Annotated in this window: 12 protein-coding genes; all 12 read right to left on the reverse strand. The window is 38.9% G+C overall.

All coding sequences use genetic code 11. The features are described from left to right. Window positions 1-15: 15 nt before the first annotated feature. A complete protein-coding gene (locus B4U37_RS12150) occupies window positions 16-2,781 on the reverse strand; it encodes a VWA domain-containing protein (protein ID WP_088018448.1) in 2,766 nt (921 codons plus the stop codon). Then, window positions 2,765-4,570: a vWA domain-containing protein gene (locus B4U37_RS12155; protein ID WP_198317023.1), complete on the reverse strand. Its 1,806-nt coding sequence runs from the start codon at window positions 4,568-4,570 to the stop codon at window positions 2,765-2,767. The genes B4U37_RS12150 and B4U37_RS12155 overlap by 17 nt, the downstream gene beginning before the upstream one ends. A gap of 5 nt (window positions 4,571-4,575) precedes the next feature. Beyond that, window positions 4,576-5,439, reverse strand: a complete 864-nt coding sequence (locus B4U37_RS12160; protein WP_088018450.1) for a DUF58 domain-containing protein — start codon at window positions 5,437-5,439, stop codon at window positions 4,576-4,578. A 5-nt stretch (window positions 5,440-5,444) separates the two neighbouring features. Continuing rightward, window positions 5,445-6,452: an AAA family ATPase gene (locus B4U37_RS12165; protein ID WP_088018451.1), complete on the reverse strand. Its 1,008-nt coding sequence runs from the start codon at window positions 6,450-6,452 to the stop codon at window positions 5,445-5,447. Next, window positions 6,453-8,042: a DUF8809 domain-containing protein gene (locus B4U37_RS12170; protein WP_088018452.1), complete on the reverse strand. Its 1,590-nt coding sequence runs from the start codon at window positions 8,040-8,042 to the stop codon at window positions 6,453-6,455. 7 nt (window positions 8,043-8,049) lie between these two features. After that, entirely contained in the window at window positions 8,050-8,895 is an 846-nt protein-coding gene (locus tag B4U37_RS12175; RefSeq protein WP_088018453.1) for an ABC transporter permease, read from the reverse strand. Continuing rightward, window positions 8,895-9,827 carry an ABC transporter ATP-binding protein gene (locus B4U37_RS12180; RefSeq protein WP_088018454.1) on the reverse strand — a complete coding sequence of 311 codons (933 nt, stop codon included), beginning with the start codon at window positions 9,825-9,827 and terminating at the stop codon, window positions 8,895-8,897. Before B4U37_RS12180 ends, B4U37_RS12175 begins: the two co-directional genes overlap by 1 nt. Beyond that, window positions 9,824-12,265 (reverse strand): DUF8725 domain-containing protein, encoded by a 2,442-nt coding sequence (locus tag B4U37_RS12185; protein WP_088018455.1) that lies wholly within the window; start codon window positions 12,263-12,265, stop codon window positions 9,824-9,826. Before B4U37_RS12185 ends, B4U37_RS12180 begins: the two co-directional genes overlap by 4 nt. A gap of 120 nt (window positions 12,266-12,385) precedes the next feature. Then, a complete protein-coding gene (locus B4U37_RS12190) occupies window positions 12,386-13,510 on the reverse strand; it encodes a Ger(x)C family spore germination protein (protein WP_088018456.1) in 1,125 nt (374 codons plus the stop codon). Beyond that, window positions 13,507-14,616, reverse strand: a complete 1,110-nt coding sequence (locus tag B4U37_RS12195; RefSeq protein WP_245839970.1) for a GerAB/ArcD/ProY family transporter — start codon at window positions 14,614-14,616, stop codon at window positions 13,507-13,509. The genes B4U37_RS12190 and B4U37_RS12195 overlap by 4 nt, the downstream gene beginning before the upstream one ends. Window positions 14,617-14,625: 9 nt before the next feature. Then, window positions 14,626-16,098: a spore germination protein gene (locus B4U37_RS12200; protein WP_088018458.1), complete on the reverse strand. Its 1,473-nt coding sequence runs from the start codon at window positions 16,096-16,098 to the stop codon at window positions 14,626-14,628. Between the two features lie 133 nt (window positions 16,099-16,231). Continuing rightward, on the reverse strand, window positions 16,232-17,212 hold the full coding sequence (locus B4U37_RS12205) for a nucleoside hydrolase (RefSeq protein ID WP_088018459.1): 981 nt from the start codon (window positions 17,210-17,212) through the stop codon (window positions 16,232-16,234). Window positions 17,213-17,257: the final 45 nt, after the last annotated feature.

The following is a 17,257-nucleotide window of genomic DNA, read 5'->3' on the forward strand; positions in this document are numbered from 1 at the left end:
GTCAACCTCTTTGTTTTATCTACGTTTTCTGTTCTTTGCTTTTAACAGTTGATTCATACGATCCTCTGTCGCTTTTGTTTCTTTTGGTTTTTCTTCTGTTTCTTTTCGTGGTTTAAATTCTTTCATTTGTTCCATTTTCGGCTCTTCTCTTTTTACAGGTTGACTTGATATTAGTGGCTCTTTCTTTCTTTTAATTACAGGCGTTTTCCATTTTCTCTCTGATTTGACCTTTTCCTCTTTCTGCTTCCCTTTTTTCCAGAAGGCAAGGGGCATCAATCCAAACCTCCTTACAAAGATTTCAATTATCAACAGGAAAAAAGCAAGGATGATAAAAGGCAGCCAAACCGTCTGAGATTGATACACATTTTTATGAAAAGGACGGAAGGCATCTTTAGGATCTTGTAATAGCATTCCATACTGATTAGAAGCAATACTTTCAAGCAACTCCACATTTACAGGCCTTTGTTCAAATTCCGTGGAAAAAGGGACAACCATGCCGCTTGTAAAGGTAGAGACTGTCTCCCCTTCCTCTTCTTGTGTAATGTTGAGGAAGTAAATATCGGGAATGGCTGTAAATTCTACTTCGTACTGGCCAGGTCCCACCATTTTACTTTTAGCGTCTTCTATAATCTGCCCCTTATTGTTTGATATGGATATAGAAACCGGCATTAATAGATCCTCAGTTGCTTCCACCTTCACAGAAGCTTTACCTCCATCAACGGAGGTAGTGATGTCATAAGCACCTTGCTCATAGGATGGCAATGACCATGTCACCATTTCGTTCCAAAAAGAGGTCCATTCTTCCCACGATGGAAATCCACCACTCCAGGCTCCGGAAACATCGGAGGTCCAGGCGATCGTTCTCCCAAGGCCGTAATTCATACGAGCGAGGATCGGGTCTTCTTTTTCACTTGATATGATCTGTTCTGCCCTGGATTTCAAGGTGGTTGCAATATACGTATTTAAAAACGGTGTCCCACTTTCAAATCTTTTGGACCATTCATATCCTGCATAGACAGTCGGTACATGCGGATTGTCTTCAATATATGTTTTGGTAGTAAGGGCGGTTTCTCTTGAAAGAATACTTGGTACTGCGCTAGCCTCATATACTTCGTAAAACCTACCTGTTCCTATTTCTGCAAGTTCCTCCAACAGGGACGTATCTGCATCTCCACCGATCGCTACAGTGGATAATGTTACATTGTTCGTTAACCCTTCTTCGATGATTTCTTCATAAGGCCCATCATTGGATTGTCCATCGGTTAATAGAATAATATGCTTGCGTTTTAGGTCCATCTCATTCAATTGCTGATAAGCCTGGTTTAGGGCTGGAAAAATATCTGTTCCACCACCCAATGCTGTTGAACGAATGGTTTCAATAACCTCATCTTTATTTTTGATCGGTTCTGTCTCAACGACTGCCCAAGCCTCCGTGTCAAACGCAATAAATCCAAATGTGTCTTCCTCTTTTAACAGTTCCACTGAACGAGCTGCAGCTTCTTTCGCTAAATCAAATTTTTCTCCCATCATACTTCCTGAACGGTCCAGTACAATGATTAAACCAAGTGAAGGAATTTCCTTTTTCCCTTTTACATCCATTTCGACCGGTAGAATTTTCTCTATCGGTGTCTGGAAATATCCACCGAGACCATAGGATTCATTGCCTCCTGTCATGGTAAAGCCTACACCAAAATCCTTTACTGCGGTTTCAATTAGATCCATTTGAGTAGCACTTAATAAATGACCGGAAACATTATGGAAAATAATACTTTCATAAGCCAAGAAACCACTTAGTGTCGTCGGCAACAGGCTTGGATGGATGCGATCAATTTTCCAGCCGCTTGCATCTAGTGCGCGAAACACATTATCCCCCTCACCCTCTTGGTCGACCATAAGTACTTTAGGCTCTCCCGATACTTGTGTTAAAGAATGAGAGATATTGTTTTCCACAATTTCATCTGCTTTAGGAAAAATTTCTGCTTTAAATGTGTACAATCCAGGATCTGTTAATGGAATGGAATAGGAATAGTTATTCGACCCTTTTGCCACATCAACTTCTTCTTTTATAATGGTTTCATTTTTATGAGTGATATGCAGGGTGGCTGTTGTGTCCACATTGGCCTCTAAACCAATTTGGAAGGGGACCACTTCCCCTTCAAAGCTTGATTGTGGCGTATGAAAGGATTGAAGCGACACATCTTCCACATATGGTGACTGAAAAGCCATGGCATCCATCTCTATATTTCTCCCTGAATAGAAGGTGGATTGCCTTGCACTATTCCCATTTGTCTCTACTCCATCAGTCATCAAAACAATTCTTCCTTTACGATCCTCCGGGATATAATTTGCAGCAAATTCCAATCCCTCTTCTATGTTTGTGAATTGAGAACTGTCATTTATAGAAAGTTGTTGAATCGTCTCTTGTTGATTGGTAAAGGAACGTTCAAGTTTCGGTTTTTCCGAAAACGTAACAATGCTATAACTATCTTCTTCTTTTTTTTGCTTGATTGCTTGATTAATCGAGGAAAGGATATCCCCTTCCATCCTTTTTACACTGTCGGACTGATCAACAAGAAAAACGGTATGTGTCCCATTTACAGAGGAAAGAAAAGATGGCATACATAACCCAAGTATCAGTAACAAATAGATAATGCTTCGTAAGGAGATGATCACGTACTCCTTTTTCCGCTTTGTTTTCTTCTTACGGCAAAACAGAACAAGACTGATTAGGACCGGAATAAGGAATAAAAGCATGAGAGGGTGTTCAATTTGAAATTCCACGTCTGTAAACCTCCCATTCTACCAATAGTACGACAAGAGCAAGTATTAAAAACAAATAAGATATGTTTTTGCTTGTTGTTGTCTCCTTTTCTTGATCAACAGAGGATTCTGCCGATATGGTAAAGCTCTCTTCTGTCTGGATCGACTTTTCTGTATCCTCTAACATGATAGTAAAAGTCCTGGACTTCTCTTTTTGGTCCTTTGTTTCTCTTAGTGTATACAAACCTGGGGTATGAGGAAGTTCAATTGGTTGTTCAAAGGTATTGTAAGCGAAGACCACCTCATTATCCTCATTGAGGATTTCCGCTTTTCTAACATCAGATGCGGGAAAATAATCCATCGTCTGACCAGGATAAAAATATCCCAACATGCCCTTGTTCTGTGTTAATTCCTGAATAGAATGGAACATGAATAACGGGAAACCCGCATGAAGCGGCCAATCACTCGAACCAAGTTCAAATGTAACCACTATTATAGGGTCACCTTCATAAATTCCTGAGAGAATCAGCGGCGTTTCTCCCCGGCTTGCAACTACATCTAATGAAGAAAGTTCTTTTGAAGTAAATGCCTTTTCCACATAAACATTCTCCATTTCCACTGATTGCGTTAATGGATCTGCCATATTTGCCGATACGTCACCAGTAAGTTCTACCTCATCTTCACCATCTTCACCTGATAGGAACACTAACTTAGGACCAGAAGGCCAGTCGCTTCTCGCCACCCCTTTAATTAGATGGACACCATCGAAGTTATTTTCCTCTGTTGAATTTGAGGAAAGGTGAATGACATTGGTGCTTGCTATTTCAACAGCCTTTCTCGCAAATGGGTGAATATCCTTATGAACGTAAACTGTAGGGTCTTGTTGCTGCCCCAGAAAAGCGAATTGCTCATTATCTAACTTATATTGCTTATCTCCACTCACGACAGCTCTATACATTGTCGCAGGTGGCAGTTCTTCAAGATAAATAGTCTTTACTTTGTTGCCTTCCACCTTCTCTGTAACTTGTTGTAAGACTTCCTCCCCATCATTATAGATAGATAAGTCAAAGTCGGCGGAAACGTCCCCTTCATTTTTCACAGTAACTACACCAACTACTTTGTTTTCACGCATGGTTATCCCAAATGTTTCTATTGCTAAGTTCAGGTGGGATTCACCTATGTTGTGTGCAAAAAAGGTCGTGTTCTTATGAAGCTCCAATGATGTTTTTTTGGAAAAATTATCGGTTAAAAGCTGTATGTTTCCGTTCTCTTCTCCTAGTAGACTCTTAGCCAAATTGATGGAATCCATCAAATTTGCTGAAGCGTAAGTAGGTCCAAGGTCTTCTACAAGTTTAACTATTTCTTTTTGTGACTGAGACCTTTCCAATAGTATCTCAGGGGTCTCTTTGGCAACTATAATGGTCATTTCTTGATCATCCCCTTTATCAAGTGTTTGCACCATTTTCTCCTTGGCCAACTCCAGGCGCGACTTTTCTCCTTCGAGTGCGGTCATGGATGCGGATGTATCCACAATGAAAATAAGATGGTCTCCTTCTATTCCTTCCTTCTCAAAGAAAGGCTGCGTCAAAGTGAAAATTAGAAATAAAAGAGCCAATAACTGAAGATATAACAGCAGATGGTGCTGTAGCTTCCTCCACCATGCCTGGGCTTCAAATTCGTTCATCCATTCCTGCCATAACAAAACAGAAGGAATCGCTTTTTTATCATACTGCTTCCGGAAAAAATACATCAAGATAACTAAAAGTAAAAATGCACTGAACAAAAAATATATTGGTGCTGTAAAACCCATCCCCATCACCTAATCCAACCTTTAGAGGTCATCCTTTTGAATAAAATTTCTTCTACTTTCTCTCCTGTATGGCACACAAGGTATGAGATTCCCCTTTCAAAACAAAAGCTCTCAAGGAACTCCATCCTTTGTTGCATCTTTTCTTTATAACTCTTCCTTGTAAAATCTGAAACTGTCACATTTACTTCCTGATTGGTTTCGCTGTCAATCAGCATATAGTCGCCATCAAAACTTGGGTCTACTTCATCCTCTTCTAACACTTGCAACAAATATATTTGCTGTCGATTAGCTTGGATAATTTTCAAAGTGTGGATGACCGAGTCAAGAGGCTCCAATAAGTCACTGATAACAATGGATACACTGCTTTTCCTTTGCACATGGTTTAAAGCAGCCTCAGAGAATAGTAGGGAGGACTCTTTCGCTTTTATCTCCTCTACATATTGAAGCATTTGATAGAGATGGCCTTTACCTTTACGATATAAATAAGGAGCCTGCTCTCCATGGACACTTATGATGGATATACGATCATCCTGACTTAGCCCAATGTAGGCAAAGGAAGCTGTAAGTGTTTTGGCTAGCTGCCATTTGGCAGGGGAACTTGCCATAGAATTTGTACAATCTAGATAAATGGAAGCAGAGAGCTCTTGTTCATCTAGGTATCTCTTAATGTAGTGCTTTTGCGTACGTGCATAAATATTCCAATCCACTTGCCTAAGGTCGTCTCCCTGCTCATACATGCGATAATCAGAGAAATCATGGGAGGCTCCGAACCTTGTCGACTTTCTTGTTCCTTTATGCCAGCTTCTCTTAAGCTTTCCTGCTTGAAGAGTATGGGCCTGTAGCTGCTTGGTTATCATTGAATTCAACATAACATTTACCTTACATTCATTACTTTATCAGTGTACTGAATGGCATCTTCAAGAATAAGATCTTCTTTCACCCCTGAAGCCTCCCCTTCAAAATTTAAGAATAAGCGGTGACGAAGGACTGGAATGGCAGCAAGCTTGATATCCCCTTTAGATACATGAAAGCGGCCAGAGCAAAAAGCTCTTGCTTTTGCTACCTTGATTAAACTTTGGACACCACGCGGGCCCACTCCATATCGGACATATTTTTTCACAAGCTCACTGGCATATTCTTCTTCAGGGTGTGTTGCCATGATGAGTTGTACAGTATAGTCTAACAATTCCTGTGAGACTAGTACTTCCTTTACAGCCAACTGGATTTTTTGCATCTTCTCCGTAGTTAAGAGTTTTTGAACCTGATAGGATTCCGTACCTGTTGTTCTTTTGATAATCTCATATAGCTCTTCTTTCTTTGGATAGCCCATATTAATTTTCAAAAGAAAACGGTCCATTTGCGCTTCGGGCAGCGGATACGTTCCTTCCATATCAATAGGGTTCTGAGTTGCGAGCACAAAGAATGGAGAGGAAACCTTTCTCGTTTCACCCATGATGGTCACGGTCTTCTCCGCCATCGCTTCCAATAAGGAACTTTGTGTTTTAGGAGTGGCACGATTTATCTCATCGGCAAGAACAATATTTGAAAAAATAGGGCCTTCATGAAACACGAAGGATTGTTTTCCGTTTTCATGAATCTCAATCATTTTCGTACCGGTAATGTCAGATGGCATCAAGTCAGGAGTAAACTGGATTCTTGAAAAATCAAAGCTTAAAACTTCAGATATCGTACGAATAAGCATGGTTTTCCCCACACCAGGCATTCCTTCAAGCAAAGCATGGCCATCTGACAACATCGCCCAAATTAGTTGTTCAATCACTTCCTCCTGTCCAACAATCACCTTTCCGATTTCTTGTTTCACTTCATGCAATGTATCTTGATAATATTGGAGTTCCTTTTCTTTCTCTTCCAAACTGATCACTTAATTTGCTCCCTTCGGATCCACTTCACTAAAGTATTGTTTGACGACATTTTCTAACTTTGCTGGCAATTGCATCCTATCAAGTGATTCCCTATAGGACTTTTCATAGGAAGAGAATACCTCTCCATACGGTCTAGCTTCCCCTCTTAAGGTCGGAGAATCAGGAGCATCTTCATATTCTGATTGTCCCTCTCCGGTTGGACCGCCATCTGTTTCATTTTGGATATCGCTTTGAACATTGGAGGGAACGGTAAAGGTTTGTTCACCTACACCAACACCAGCCCCAAGGCCTCCTCCTGCACCTTGACCTTGGCCTTGACCTAGGCTGCCTCCTCCTGCACCTTGACCTTGGCCCTGTCCTTGGCCATGACCCTGTCCTTGGCCTTGACCCTGTCCTTGGCCTTGACCTTGGCCTTGACCCTGTCCTTGTCCCTGACCTTGGCCTTGACCTTGGCCCTGACCTTGACCTTGATTTTGGTTTTGGGCAGTTTGATTTGCGGTAGGGTTGTTTGAATTAGATAAAGTTAGCTTTGAGGGGTTCAACCCAGCTTGCGACATCATCCCGTGTTGATTAGAAGCTGCTGCTTGGAGGGCATTTTGTAAAGCTTCCATATCTGAAAGAGCGGATATGTCCTGCAACATCTCCTCGAGTTGCTCTAATAATGCTTCCAGTTCCTCCTCAGATATTCCCTCCATATCCAAATTCGCTTGGTCTAAAAGGCTTTCCGAAAGTTCCGACAACTCTTTCTTCTCTTGGTCAGATAAGGAACCGATATTTTTTTTCATTTCATTAAGAAGTTTTTCTAGTTCCTCATTTTTTTTATTTAATGCAAGGTTCGCCAATGAATTATCTGGCTGATCTTTTGCAAGTTCTTTCAAGCTGTCTTCTTTTTCTTGAAGCTCTTTCATTTTTTCAGCTAAGTTATTTTCTTTTTCCATCAGCTCTTTCAATAGCTCATCTGCATCTTTCTCATTTTTAAGATCTTTGAGCTCTTCTAACTCTTCGTTAATGCCTACGTTATCTTTTAACTCCTCGGCATTTTTTTTTACATTTTCAAGCGTTTCCTCTACAATTTCACGTTCCGCCTCTACCGCCTCGGCCTCCTGCATTTTGGTGTTGGGAAACAAAATTAATAGGGTAATGGCGCAAACGGTTAACAAGGTCATAAGTAATATTTTCGGTTGAAAATGTTTTAATTTTGCCTCTTTGATATCATTTTCTTTTCTCTTGAGATGGTGATAAGCCTCTTTACGCTGTAGTTGTGCGACCAAGGAGGTATCCTTAACATAATCAAGGGCTGTGGCAAGTCTATCTTCTTCAAGAAATTCATCGGAATATTTTGCAGCATCCCATGTTGAAGGTCTTTTTCTCCAGTAGAAGAGAAATACTGCTAAACAGACGCCTCCTGCTGACCAAAGGGCTTTTTCCAATAAGTACGGAGTTACGACAACTCTAGCTACGATGAGCACACTTAAAAAGCTGACGCAAAATGCCAAGATGGCAAATTGCGTCTGTTTCGAAAGGCGTTGAAATCTGAGCTTTCTTCTGATGGAAATGAGAAACCTGATTATTTGATCGTTTTCCTTCATAGGTCATCTACCCTTTTCGTGATCTCATATTTGGGCGTAACTTTTTAATACTAAGTAAAATCAAAACGATTGATATAGTGATATATGAAATGATCAACCCTATACCCAGGTGCATATCTATTCCAGTCACATTCTTCAATTCCATTGCTGCACCAGGCTCAAACAGAGCTAGCATGACACCAAAGGGATTAAACATGGCGATAAAGTATGGAAGTGGGTTTGACTGTGCTCCAGTTGCTCCATATTGCGTAAAACTAATTGTGAACATGGTAATAATTGCTGTTCCCGCAGCAAGGAAAAATGCTACACCATACGTACATACCATCGCTACAATCGTTTTCCGTATTAGCGTGGAGAAGAAAACGCCAATACTTCCCAAAGTAGCCATAGAGAGCAAATAAACACCGAAAGTCAATATCAGTAGCTTTGGTGAAATTCCACCAAATAAAAATACGATGCTATATAACGGCAAGCTCGAGATTACAATTAATAATAAAAATGATAGGGATGACACCAGCTTGCTGATAATGATACTTGTAGAAGATTGCTGTGTGGTCAAAAGAATGTTCAATGTCTGTTTTTCCCGCTCACTGCTTATGATTCCAGCTGTCAATCCAGGGGTCATAAAGAAGATTAAAGCCAACTGCACAAAAGCTAAGATCATGAACATGTTTTTACTGTTTTCTGCCCGGAACATACCCATCGTGTTGAATCTAGTTTCCATGTAAATATAAAATAAGGCGATTAATCCTAGCACACCTAGGTAGAATAATATCCCCAAGAAGCTTTTGAAACTCCTGAAGCGTAACTTGAACTCTTTATTTAACATGGGGTTGATAAGTTGAGCTTTCATTATTCCACACCCTTTGTAATTTCTAAGAAGATATCTTCCAGGTTCGATTCTTCTTGACTTAAACTAAGAATCATCAAACCAGAATCTAATGCTTTCTTTAACAAATCAACTTGTTCCTCGTCGGTCCCTTCAAATGAGAAGGAGAGGAGATTTTCTCGTTGTTCGCTTAGTTGAATGTTGGAAACACTAGGTATATCTTCAAAAAACCTGATGGCTTTATCAATATCTTTAAGAATGAGTACTTTCAGGACCTTATTGGCTTGAAGTTGTTGATGGATTTCTTCCACTCTTCCTGTAGCAACAAGCTTCCCGCCATTAATGACGCCAATTTCGTCACACATCTCCGCAAGTTCTGGCAGGATATGAGAAGAAATCATGATGGTTTTCCCCATGCTTTTCAATTCCCTCAATATTTCCCTCATTTCAATCCTTGCCCTTGGATCCAGTCCTGATGCCGGTTCATCCAAAATTAATACTTCCGGGTCGTGAATCAATGCTCTTGCAAGACAAAGACGTTGCTTCATCCCCCTTGACAACACATCTACGTAAGCATCTTTCTTATCTGTCAGATTTACAAGCTCTAGAAGCTGAGGAATCAGCTTCTGTCTTTCTTCTAAAGGAATTCCATAACTTGCTCCATAAAAGTCCAAATATTCATCTGTTTTGAACTGGTCATAAACCCCAAAGAAATCAGGCATATACCCAATATACTTCCGAACCATTTTTGGATTTTTCGTCACATCATATCCGTTTACAAAAGCAGTCCCGGATGTAGGTGCAAGAAGGGTAGATAGGATGGAAAATGTGGTAGATTTTCCAGCTCCATTGTGTCCGACAAACCCAAATACTGTACCTTTATCAACCTTTAAATTTAACGAATCCAATGCTGTAAATTTACCATATTTTTTTGTAAGATTAATGGTCTCTATCATTCTTTTAACGCTCCTTCTACCTGTACTCCCGGTACTTGTATATCTCTGTCATAATTATTTGGTATCGTTACACGAACTGTTATACTCCCCTGTTCATCGAAATAATCAGCGAGGTTTCCTTCCAAAGTGACAGATCCTTTATTTTCAAGAAGTTCCGCTTCTCTCGTCTTTTGATTGAATATAAAGTATTCTACGTTACCGTCTCTTGTACGAAGTTTTAGTTTTACTTCCTTTAATTCATCTTTCGTCATATCCACCATATCAGGAAGGTTGTAGATAAAGTCATACGTCCCGCCACCAAGGTATACATATGGCTCGCCGAAATCCAGTCCGTTATGATGGACCATGCCTGTTTCACCTTCTGTCACTGCAAGGTTAGGAGACAAATGTTCTTCTGTAAAACTAAAGCTTCCTCCACCTGAATTAGTGATTGTAACTGGTAAAACCACAAGATGAGAGGCGTTTGATTTTCCGGATTTACCGTCCACCTTCGTCCCCATTACTCCTTCTGTTACATAACCAACCAATAAAGGTTGAGAGGCGATAGAGAAAATATCTTTTCTATTGACAAGTAAGTCCAGCATTTGGAACTTTTTGTAGTCTTCAAGTTCATCTTTTTCAATTTGATTAGCTCCAGGACCTTGATTATAATAACTTTGGAAATTCGGAAATGCCTTAGTAGCAGAAGTGCTGCTTGGAGCAGTCAAAGCATTGGCAATGTTCCCCCCAGACACCTCATATTCCAGTTTTACGGATTCACCTGCTTTAATATCTCCAAGTGCTTCAGAGTCGCGACCTGATAAAAGAAAAGCATCCTTTAACTCATACTGCATCTGATTGGATATGGTACCTTGTACTTTGCCGTCTTTTATAGAAAGGGCATGATCTATTTTCCCTAGTGACAAGGCATTAACGTTACCAATACTTGTACGCGTTGACCAATACTCCACATCATTGAAAGTGATTTCTGTCCCTTTAGATAAAGAACTGACGTATGCATAGTTCTTCATTAATTCGAAATTGTCATTATAACCGTATGTCATCGGGAAAAGCGTTGTATTTTCTCCCGTTTCCATTTTGTAATCGCCGCCACTATTAGTAAGAATGCTAGCTACTCCATAGCCACTGGCAGTTGCCGTCTCATTGTCCAAAAGAAGTATACTTGCTTCATTCACTTGTGTTCCTGAAATTCTGTCCTTCGCACCAATTCCGAAGACAGCAATACTTGTAAAGATAGCTACAGTTGGAATAATCCACCATGCCTGTTCACGTTTGTCTGTTCTTTTCAAAATAATATACAGAACCGGAATTACTAAGATTAAATATATTGCAAACGCTCCTATTAAAAGTGGTACCGAAACGATAGAACCTGGAAACGCTTCGCCTATGGGACTTAATTGGTGACTTAGTTCTTCCATGACAGGCATTTTATGGTAGTTCGGACTCTTGGATGTAACCTTTTGAAGAACGCTCCCCCACCAAGTATTTATTTCACTCCATTCTCCAAAAAGAGGAGAAGCCAAGTTACTTGCTATTTGGGTCACTGTTCCCGTCCCTGCGTTCATCATAAGAACAAGCGGCGTATTTCCATCCTTTGTCAATACAGTTGTATCTTCTATTAATAGATCACCAGTGAATACAGGAAGATCTGGAAAACTACTTTCTTTATTCAATTTTAAAAGGGATGTTTCATCTGTAGGATCTAAAAGCTGAAACTCCTGCAGTTCCCCTAAATCTTGACTAAGGCCTACCTTTGTATCAAACATCAAAGAACCACCGTTATTTACCCAGTCTTTAATAGCTTGTTGCTGCTGAGCTGTAAGTGTGGCCAGTGGGAAATCGTGAACCAAAAGAATATCAAACATTTCCAGTCCATATGATTCATTGGGAATGTTCTCACTGCCGATGTTTAGCAATTCCATACTTTCATTTTGATACTTTACTAGTTTCAAGAAGTTGACGGCATCATGTTTATTGCTGAGTACTCCTAGTACCACTCTGTTATCTCCGATATATCTTGGTTGAGCATTTGCATTACCTTTTATCTTTACTTCTTTTCCTTTTTCTACTCCGCCTTCATAAAAACTGACAAAGTTATTCCTTGTCCCTGAGTAGTTATAAGACATATGATCAGAGGTCCCTTTAACTGCTAGTTCCAACGTTTTGGATCCTCCTGCTTCTAACTCAACCGGAATGACATAACTTCCGGACATATTATATGTAGGGCTTGAGAATACGACGATATCACCTTTAATCGCATCCCCTTTATTCACCACTTCAATCCTGATCGGATGACCCTTGCCCATTTGAACTTTGTTATCTACACCGAATTCCACTTTCACTTCCAAGTTTGTTTCTGCGCTTGAAAATGACGGATATAAAAATAGACCGATCACCATCAATAACAAACATTTTTTAACTAACAACAATGCTTTCACATTTTTTCCCCCTAAATGTAACAAACTCTCTTCTCTATATTTAAATAACTATCTCTTAGACGTACCCTTATAGGAAAAAGTTTCAAATTTAATAAAAAAGAAGGGATTTTGTCCCTTCTTTTAATCCATCACGCCGGTGCGTAAGATTTCGACATCAATTTTCACTTTAAACTCTGCGTTCTGATAATGTTCTCTCCATTCCTCTTTGCTGAATGAGTCATACCCTACTTCTGCTCGATAATAATTACCAAATCCAATAGGATCTGCGCCCATCTCTTTGCTTTTATTGAGTACCTCTATTAATTGCCCTTCCATGTCTTTTCCTATAGTCTCTTCCATTCTCTTTATGGCTTCGGGATTACCTAAATCATAGTTTTCTGATATCTCTTGCATTCGGGTTTTTATTTTAATGGTTATTGAAAATGATGGGGTTTGTTTATCTTGCAACTTTATGTCAGTATCGCTCCTAAGATGATCAAGTGATAGATATACACTTTCCTCTTGTTTATTGTTACTTGAAAGAATAAACTCCTTAACCTTTTCTTTAGGAAGAATTACTTCCGTACTCCCCGCCTCAAAAGGATCCAACAACAGCTTCAAATAAAAAGAATCACTGCTATCTATTTGACCTACTACCTTATCTTCTTGAAATAGTGAAATACCTTCGATAATAATTGTTCCGTCTTTGAAATTTAATAAAGGAAGAACTGGATCACGTCCTTCACTGTAATAACACTGCATAAACTCATGCAAAGTTGGAGAAAGCAGCGAATCCGCTTCTACGTTTTGAGTAATCATGTCATATAAAAAAGTACCAGCATTAGTTACATCTTCTGATTCTTGAGAGAGTTGAAGAAGGTCATATGCCTGTGGTTTACTTACCGCAAGATAAGACATCGTTCCAACTTCCGAATCTCGAGATAAGGTATCAATAATTGATATTATTCCACCTTTCGCTAACTCCTCTCCATAAATCGCCACCCTCAATTGCCCAGATACTAGTCTCCTACTTGAAGCCAAGTTTTCTTTTTGGCGCACTCCTTTACTCGTGTGTGCTAGGGATGTGACCATTTTCGTATTATTTGGATGCAAGGGGTCGAATTCATAATAGATGATGGAACCTTTTAACATCCCATCCTCATTATCATAACCGACAGCTGTCACTAACCCGAGTTCCTCTAGTTGTTTTGGGGTGACACAACCACTTAAGATGAAAAATAAACAAATCCAAATAACTTTTATCATCTAGACTTGTCCCCACCTTTCGTTTTTTTCCAGATCCATACAATCACAGCTAGGGGAATGGGATAGACGAAAATCGAATAAAACCCAAACAATCCTACAAAATCAACAAATTCATTGATGTTGGCGCGTTTTTGAAAAAAACTGGAACATATCAAGACAAATACACTAGTGATGATGACAAAGCTTTTCTGCCTTCGGTTAAAAATTCTCTTTAAACCTTTTGAAGCAGCCCAAAGCATAAACAGTGTATTAGGCAGAATGATGACAAGCCATAAAGACACTGCCAGAAATTCAAATCTTTCCAGGTTTGGAAACTGAACTATTTTAAACATCGACAGTGTTGCCCATATAGTTTTTTCGAGTTGCTCGCCGCTATAATATCCCACTGCAACAACGGTAACGGCAAAAATTAGAGCGAATGTGAAAAAAACTCCGAGTTGAGCGTATTTATGCACTCTCTGTTTGTCACGAATATATGGGTAAACGAATAACAACATCTCCAACCCTAAAACTGTGAAAGAAGTCTTATATGCACCTAACAGCAATTCCTTTGGAGAAGCTTCCAAGATTGGGAAAAAATTAGTCCAATCCATGTATCGCACAGGTACTACTAACATGAAGATGAGCCAAATAGTTAAAAAAAATCCTAAAAAACTTACTCCAACGATGGTCTTAATTCCTCCATATACTCCATAAATGGAAATCAAGAGTAATATTAAGACAATCGCCCATGTTTCTAAATCTGGAAAAATCCAAGCCTGTACAATTTCCGTATAGCCTAAAAGAATCGCCATCAGACCAGCTAAAAGATAGAGAACTATAATAAAATTAACTATGTTCCCTATCCACTTTCCAAATAGTAACTTATGTATTTGAAACAAGTCTTTCGTTTCAAAAGTTTTGAGTATATAACACATAGCATAAACAACTACTGCCATCCCTATATAGCTGATGATGATGGATATCCACGCATCCTGGCCAGCTTCAAGGAAGATGATACGTTGTATACCAGCGATTCCAACACCTGTTTGGTTTGTGTGGACAATAAAGAACACCAAATATGCAGATAGTACGACAGAATTCTTCTTATTAGCAGTATTCATCATTACTTCACCTTATTCATCTATGTCCTGGGATCTTTGATGACGAAAAGAAAAAAATCCTTTCTTATCCGGATTGGTCCTTAATAGATGGATTGGCATCCGAAAAATGGTATTTAATGCATGCTCTTTATCGAATGGATAAATAGGTTTAAGATATGGCACGCCAATGCTTGTCAAGCGAATTAAGTGAATGAGTAAAAAACATAGCCCAAGACTTATCCCAATTCCTCCCCATATACCTGCTAGAATTAAAATTGGAAATCTTATCACCCTCACTGCAGTACCCATTAAATAACTTGGTGCAGTAAAGGAACCAAGAGCGCTTAGAGCTACAACGATAATGAGAATATTACTAGTAAATCCTGCTTCCACCGCTGCTTGTCCTAGTACAATACCTCCAACTATACCCATTGTTTGCCCCACTTTAGTAGGTAGCCGGGCTCCTGCTTCTCTAAGCAATTCAATCATTATTTCTAATAATAATGCTTCAAAAATAGGAGTAAACGGTACTTTTGATCTTGATTCCCCAAGGGAAACCAACAATGTAGACGGGATCATTTCATAATGGTATGTAATGATGGCAACATATGCTGGAGTAAGAATAACAGAAAGAAACATGGTCAAATATCGTAAGAACCTGATAAAACTTCCCATGTTCCAACGCATATAAACATCTTCTGTCGATTCAAAGAAATTAAAAAGTGAAGCAGGTCCAAGCAGTACCATCGGACTCCTGTCCACAAATACTGCAACCATTCCTCTTTCTACGCTGTATGTCACCCTATCAGGCAGCTCTGTTTGAACATACTGCGGAAAGATGGAATAGCTGTTGTCCTCAATTAATTGAGCCAACACAGAAGTATCAAGAATATCATTTACTTGTAACGAGTTAATTTGACTCCGAATTGATTGGATTATTTCCTCGTCTGCCATCCCTTTTAAGTAAACGATTCTTATTTCCGCCTCATTCTTTTTGCCTACAGTCAATTTTTCTGTACAAAGGTCTTCAGAGATTATATTTTGTCTAATAATACTAATATTTGTACTTAATGATTCAGTAAAGGAAATTTTCGGACCAAAAACAAGCGATTCAGTTTCTGCTTTTTCTAAACCTCTCTCAACTTTTTTTTCTAAGTTGATTAATAATCCTTTCTCAGCATTTGGGGAAAATAAAAAGATATTTCCCTCCAATAACTTATAGGTTATTTCTTCCATATCATCTGTCAATTTGGCCAAAGTGGTTGGCAATTGATAAATTAACTTTTTAAAGTCTACAGAACTCTCTTTAGTATTGTTTATAATAGAAGGTAATATGGTTTGATTTAGCACAGTAAGATCAACAAGATTTTTCAGATAAATGAAAAGGATAGAGGAATCACCTCTTTTCATTTCATAGAAAAACAAATCAGGACTATTATGAAAGGTCTTTTTAAAATGTTCCTGAAGATCGCCTATATCGTATGTAGTGAGATTCCTTTTCTTCATATGGACCACCCTTCCAATTCCCCCATATATAAGTAGGCTTACCAACATATGATATTTTATGAAAATCTCTTGTATAAACTTGTTCATTTTTCTTCTTATAGAAAAAAACCGTACGCTTCTTTTAAGGTACGGTTTATTGATTATTAAAATTATTTAATTCTAAGGTTAATACATCTATTACTCGATTTATAAATGAGGGGTAGTTGAATCCCATTGCTATTCGATGAACCGGATATTCAGCCAGTTGAACAAAATCACGAAAATCTCCAATTGTTTGCCCAAATGCTGAACCAGGAGATGTTACAACCTTTACAGGTTTAATTTCATACACTATTTCACTTTCATTAAACACTCCCCATAAAGTGACTACATCATGTAATGGAGCACCTGGAATGGTTGGAATCTGTGATTTGTAGAATTGCCAATAGTAATCCATCATAGGTTTGATAATGGATCCTAATTGATTGTTTTTCTCCTTGTTTATTTCATCAATATCATTTACCATATCCGCAGTCAAAATCGCTCTCTGTGTTACATTTAATGGGAAGATGGTTAAATTCTTTGCGAAATTTATAACAATATTGGCAGCGTATGGATCTCCAAATATATTAGCCTCTGCAACTGGAGTAACGTTACCTGGAAAATTAAATGTACCTCCCATCACATATACTTCCCTTACCTTTGCTACCGTTTCCGGATAAAGAATAAAAGAAGTAGCTAACGAGGTTAACCTTCCAACACAGACAATGGTTAAGTCGCCATCATATTTTTCTATAATGTCATAAATCTGATGAAAGTTTTCAAAGACATCATCTCCCGGCTGAAAATCTTGAGACAGCACATATCCTCCAAAACCCTCAGGACCATGGACTTCAGGGTAATAGATAGGGGGTTCACCGATCATGGACCTCTCCGCCCCTCCAATAAGCGGGACATCATATCTTCCAGTATTTCTTTGCAGATATCTTGCATTGCGGATAGCTGTTCTTTTATCAACGTTTCCGTATTCCGCAACTATTCCAACAATCTCTATATTTTTCTCATAATAAGCATAAATGATTGCCATTATATCATCTATCCCAAAGTCAGCAAATAATAAGATTTTTTTCGTCATATATATCCCTCCTCAAAGTAAGGGAGTCTTAATTATATTTATTTA

This window comes from Sutcliffiella horikoshii, assembly GCF_002157855.1.
GTDB lineage: Bacteria > Bacillota > Bacilli > Bacillales > Bacillaceae_I > Sutcliffiella_A > Sutcliffiella_A horikoshii_C.

What these genes read in the sequence shown, in the direction of transcription:
- B4U37_RS12195 (WP_245839970.1), bottom strand. Translation starts at nt 14,616, where the DNA reads ATGATGAATACTGCTAATAAGAAGAATTCTGTCGTACTATCTGCATAT.
- B4U37_RS12155 (WP_198317023.1), bottom strand. Translation starts at nt 4,570, where the DNA reads ATGGGTTTTACAGCACCAATATATTTTTTGTTCAGTGCATTTTTACTT.
- B4U37_RS12205 (WP_088018459.1), bottom strand. Translation starts at nt 17,212, where the DNA reads ATGACGAAAAAAATCTTATTATTTGCTGACTTTGGGATAGATGATATA.
- B4U37_RS12175 (WP_088018453.1), bottom strand. Translation starts at nt 8,895, where the DNA reads ATGAAAGCTCAACTTATCAACCCCATGTTAAATAAAGAGTTCAAGTTA.
- B4U37_RS12180 (WP_088018454.1), bottom strand. Translation starts at nt 9,827, where the DNA reads ATGATAGAGACCATTAATCTTACAAAAAAATATGGTAAATTTACAGCA.
- B4U37_RS12170 (WP_088018452.1), bottom strand. Translation starts at nt 8,042, where the DNA reads ATGAAGGAAAACGATCAAATAATCAGGTTTCTCATTTCCATCAGAAGA.
- B4U37_RS12200 (WP_088018458.1), bottom strand. Translation starts at nt 16,098, where the DNA reads ATGAAGAAAAGGAATCTCACTACATACGATATAGGCGATCTTCAGGAA.
- B4U37_RS12190 (WP_088018456.1), bottom strand. Translation starts at nt 13,510, where the DNA reads ATGATAAAAGTTATTTGGATTTGTTTATTTTTCATCTTAAGTGGTTGT.
- B4U37_RS12160 (WP_088018450.1), bottom strand. Translation starts at nt 5,439, where the DNA reads ATGTTGAATTCAATGATAACCAAGCAGCTACAGGCCCATACTCTTCAA.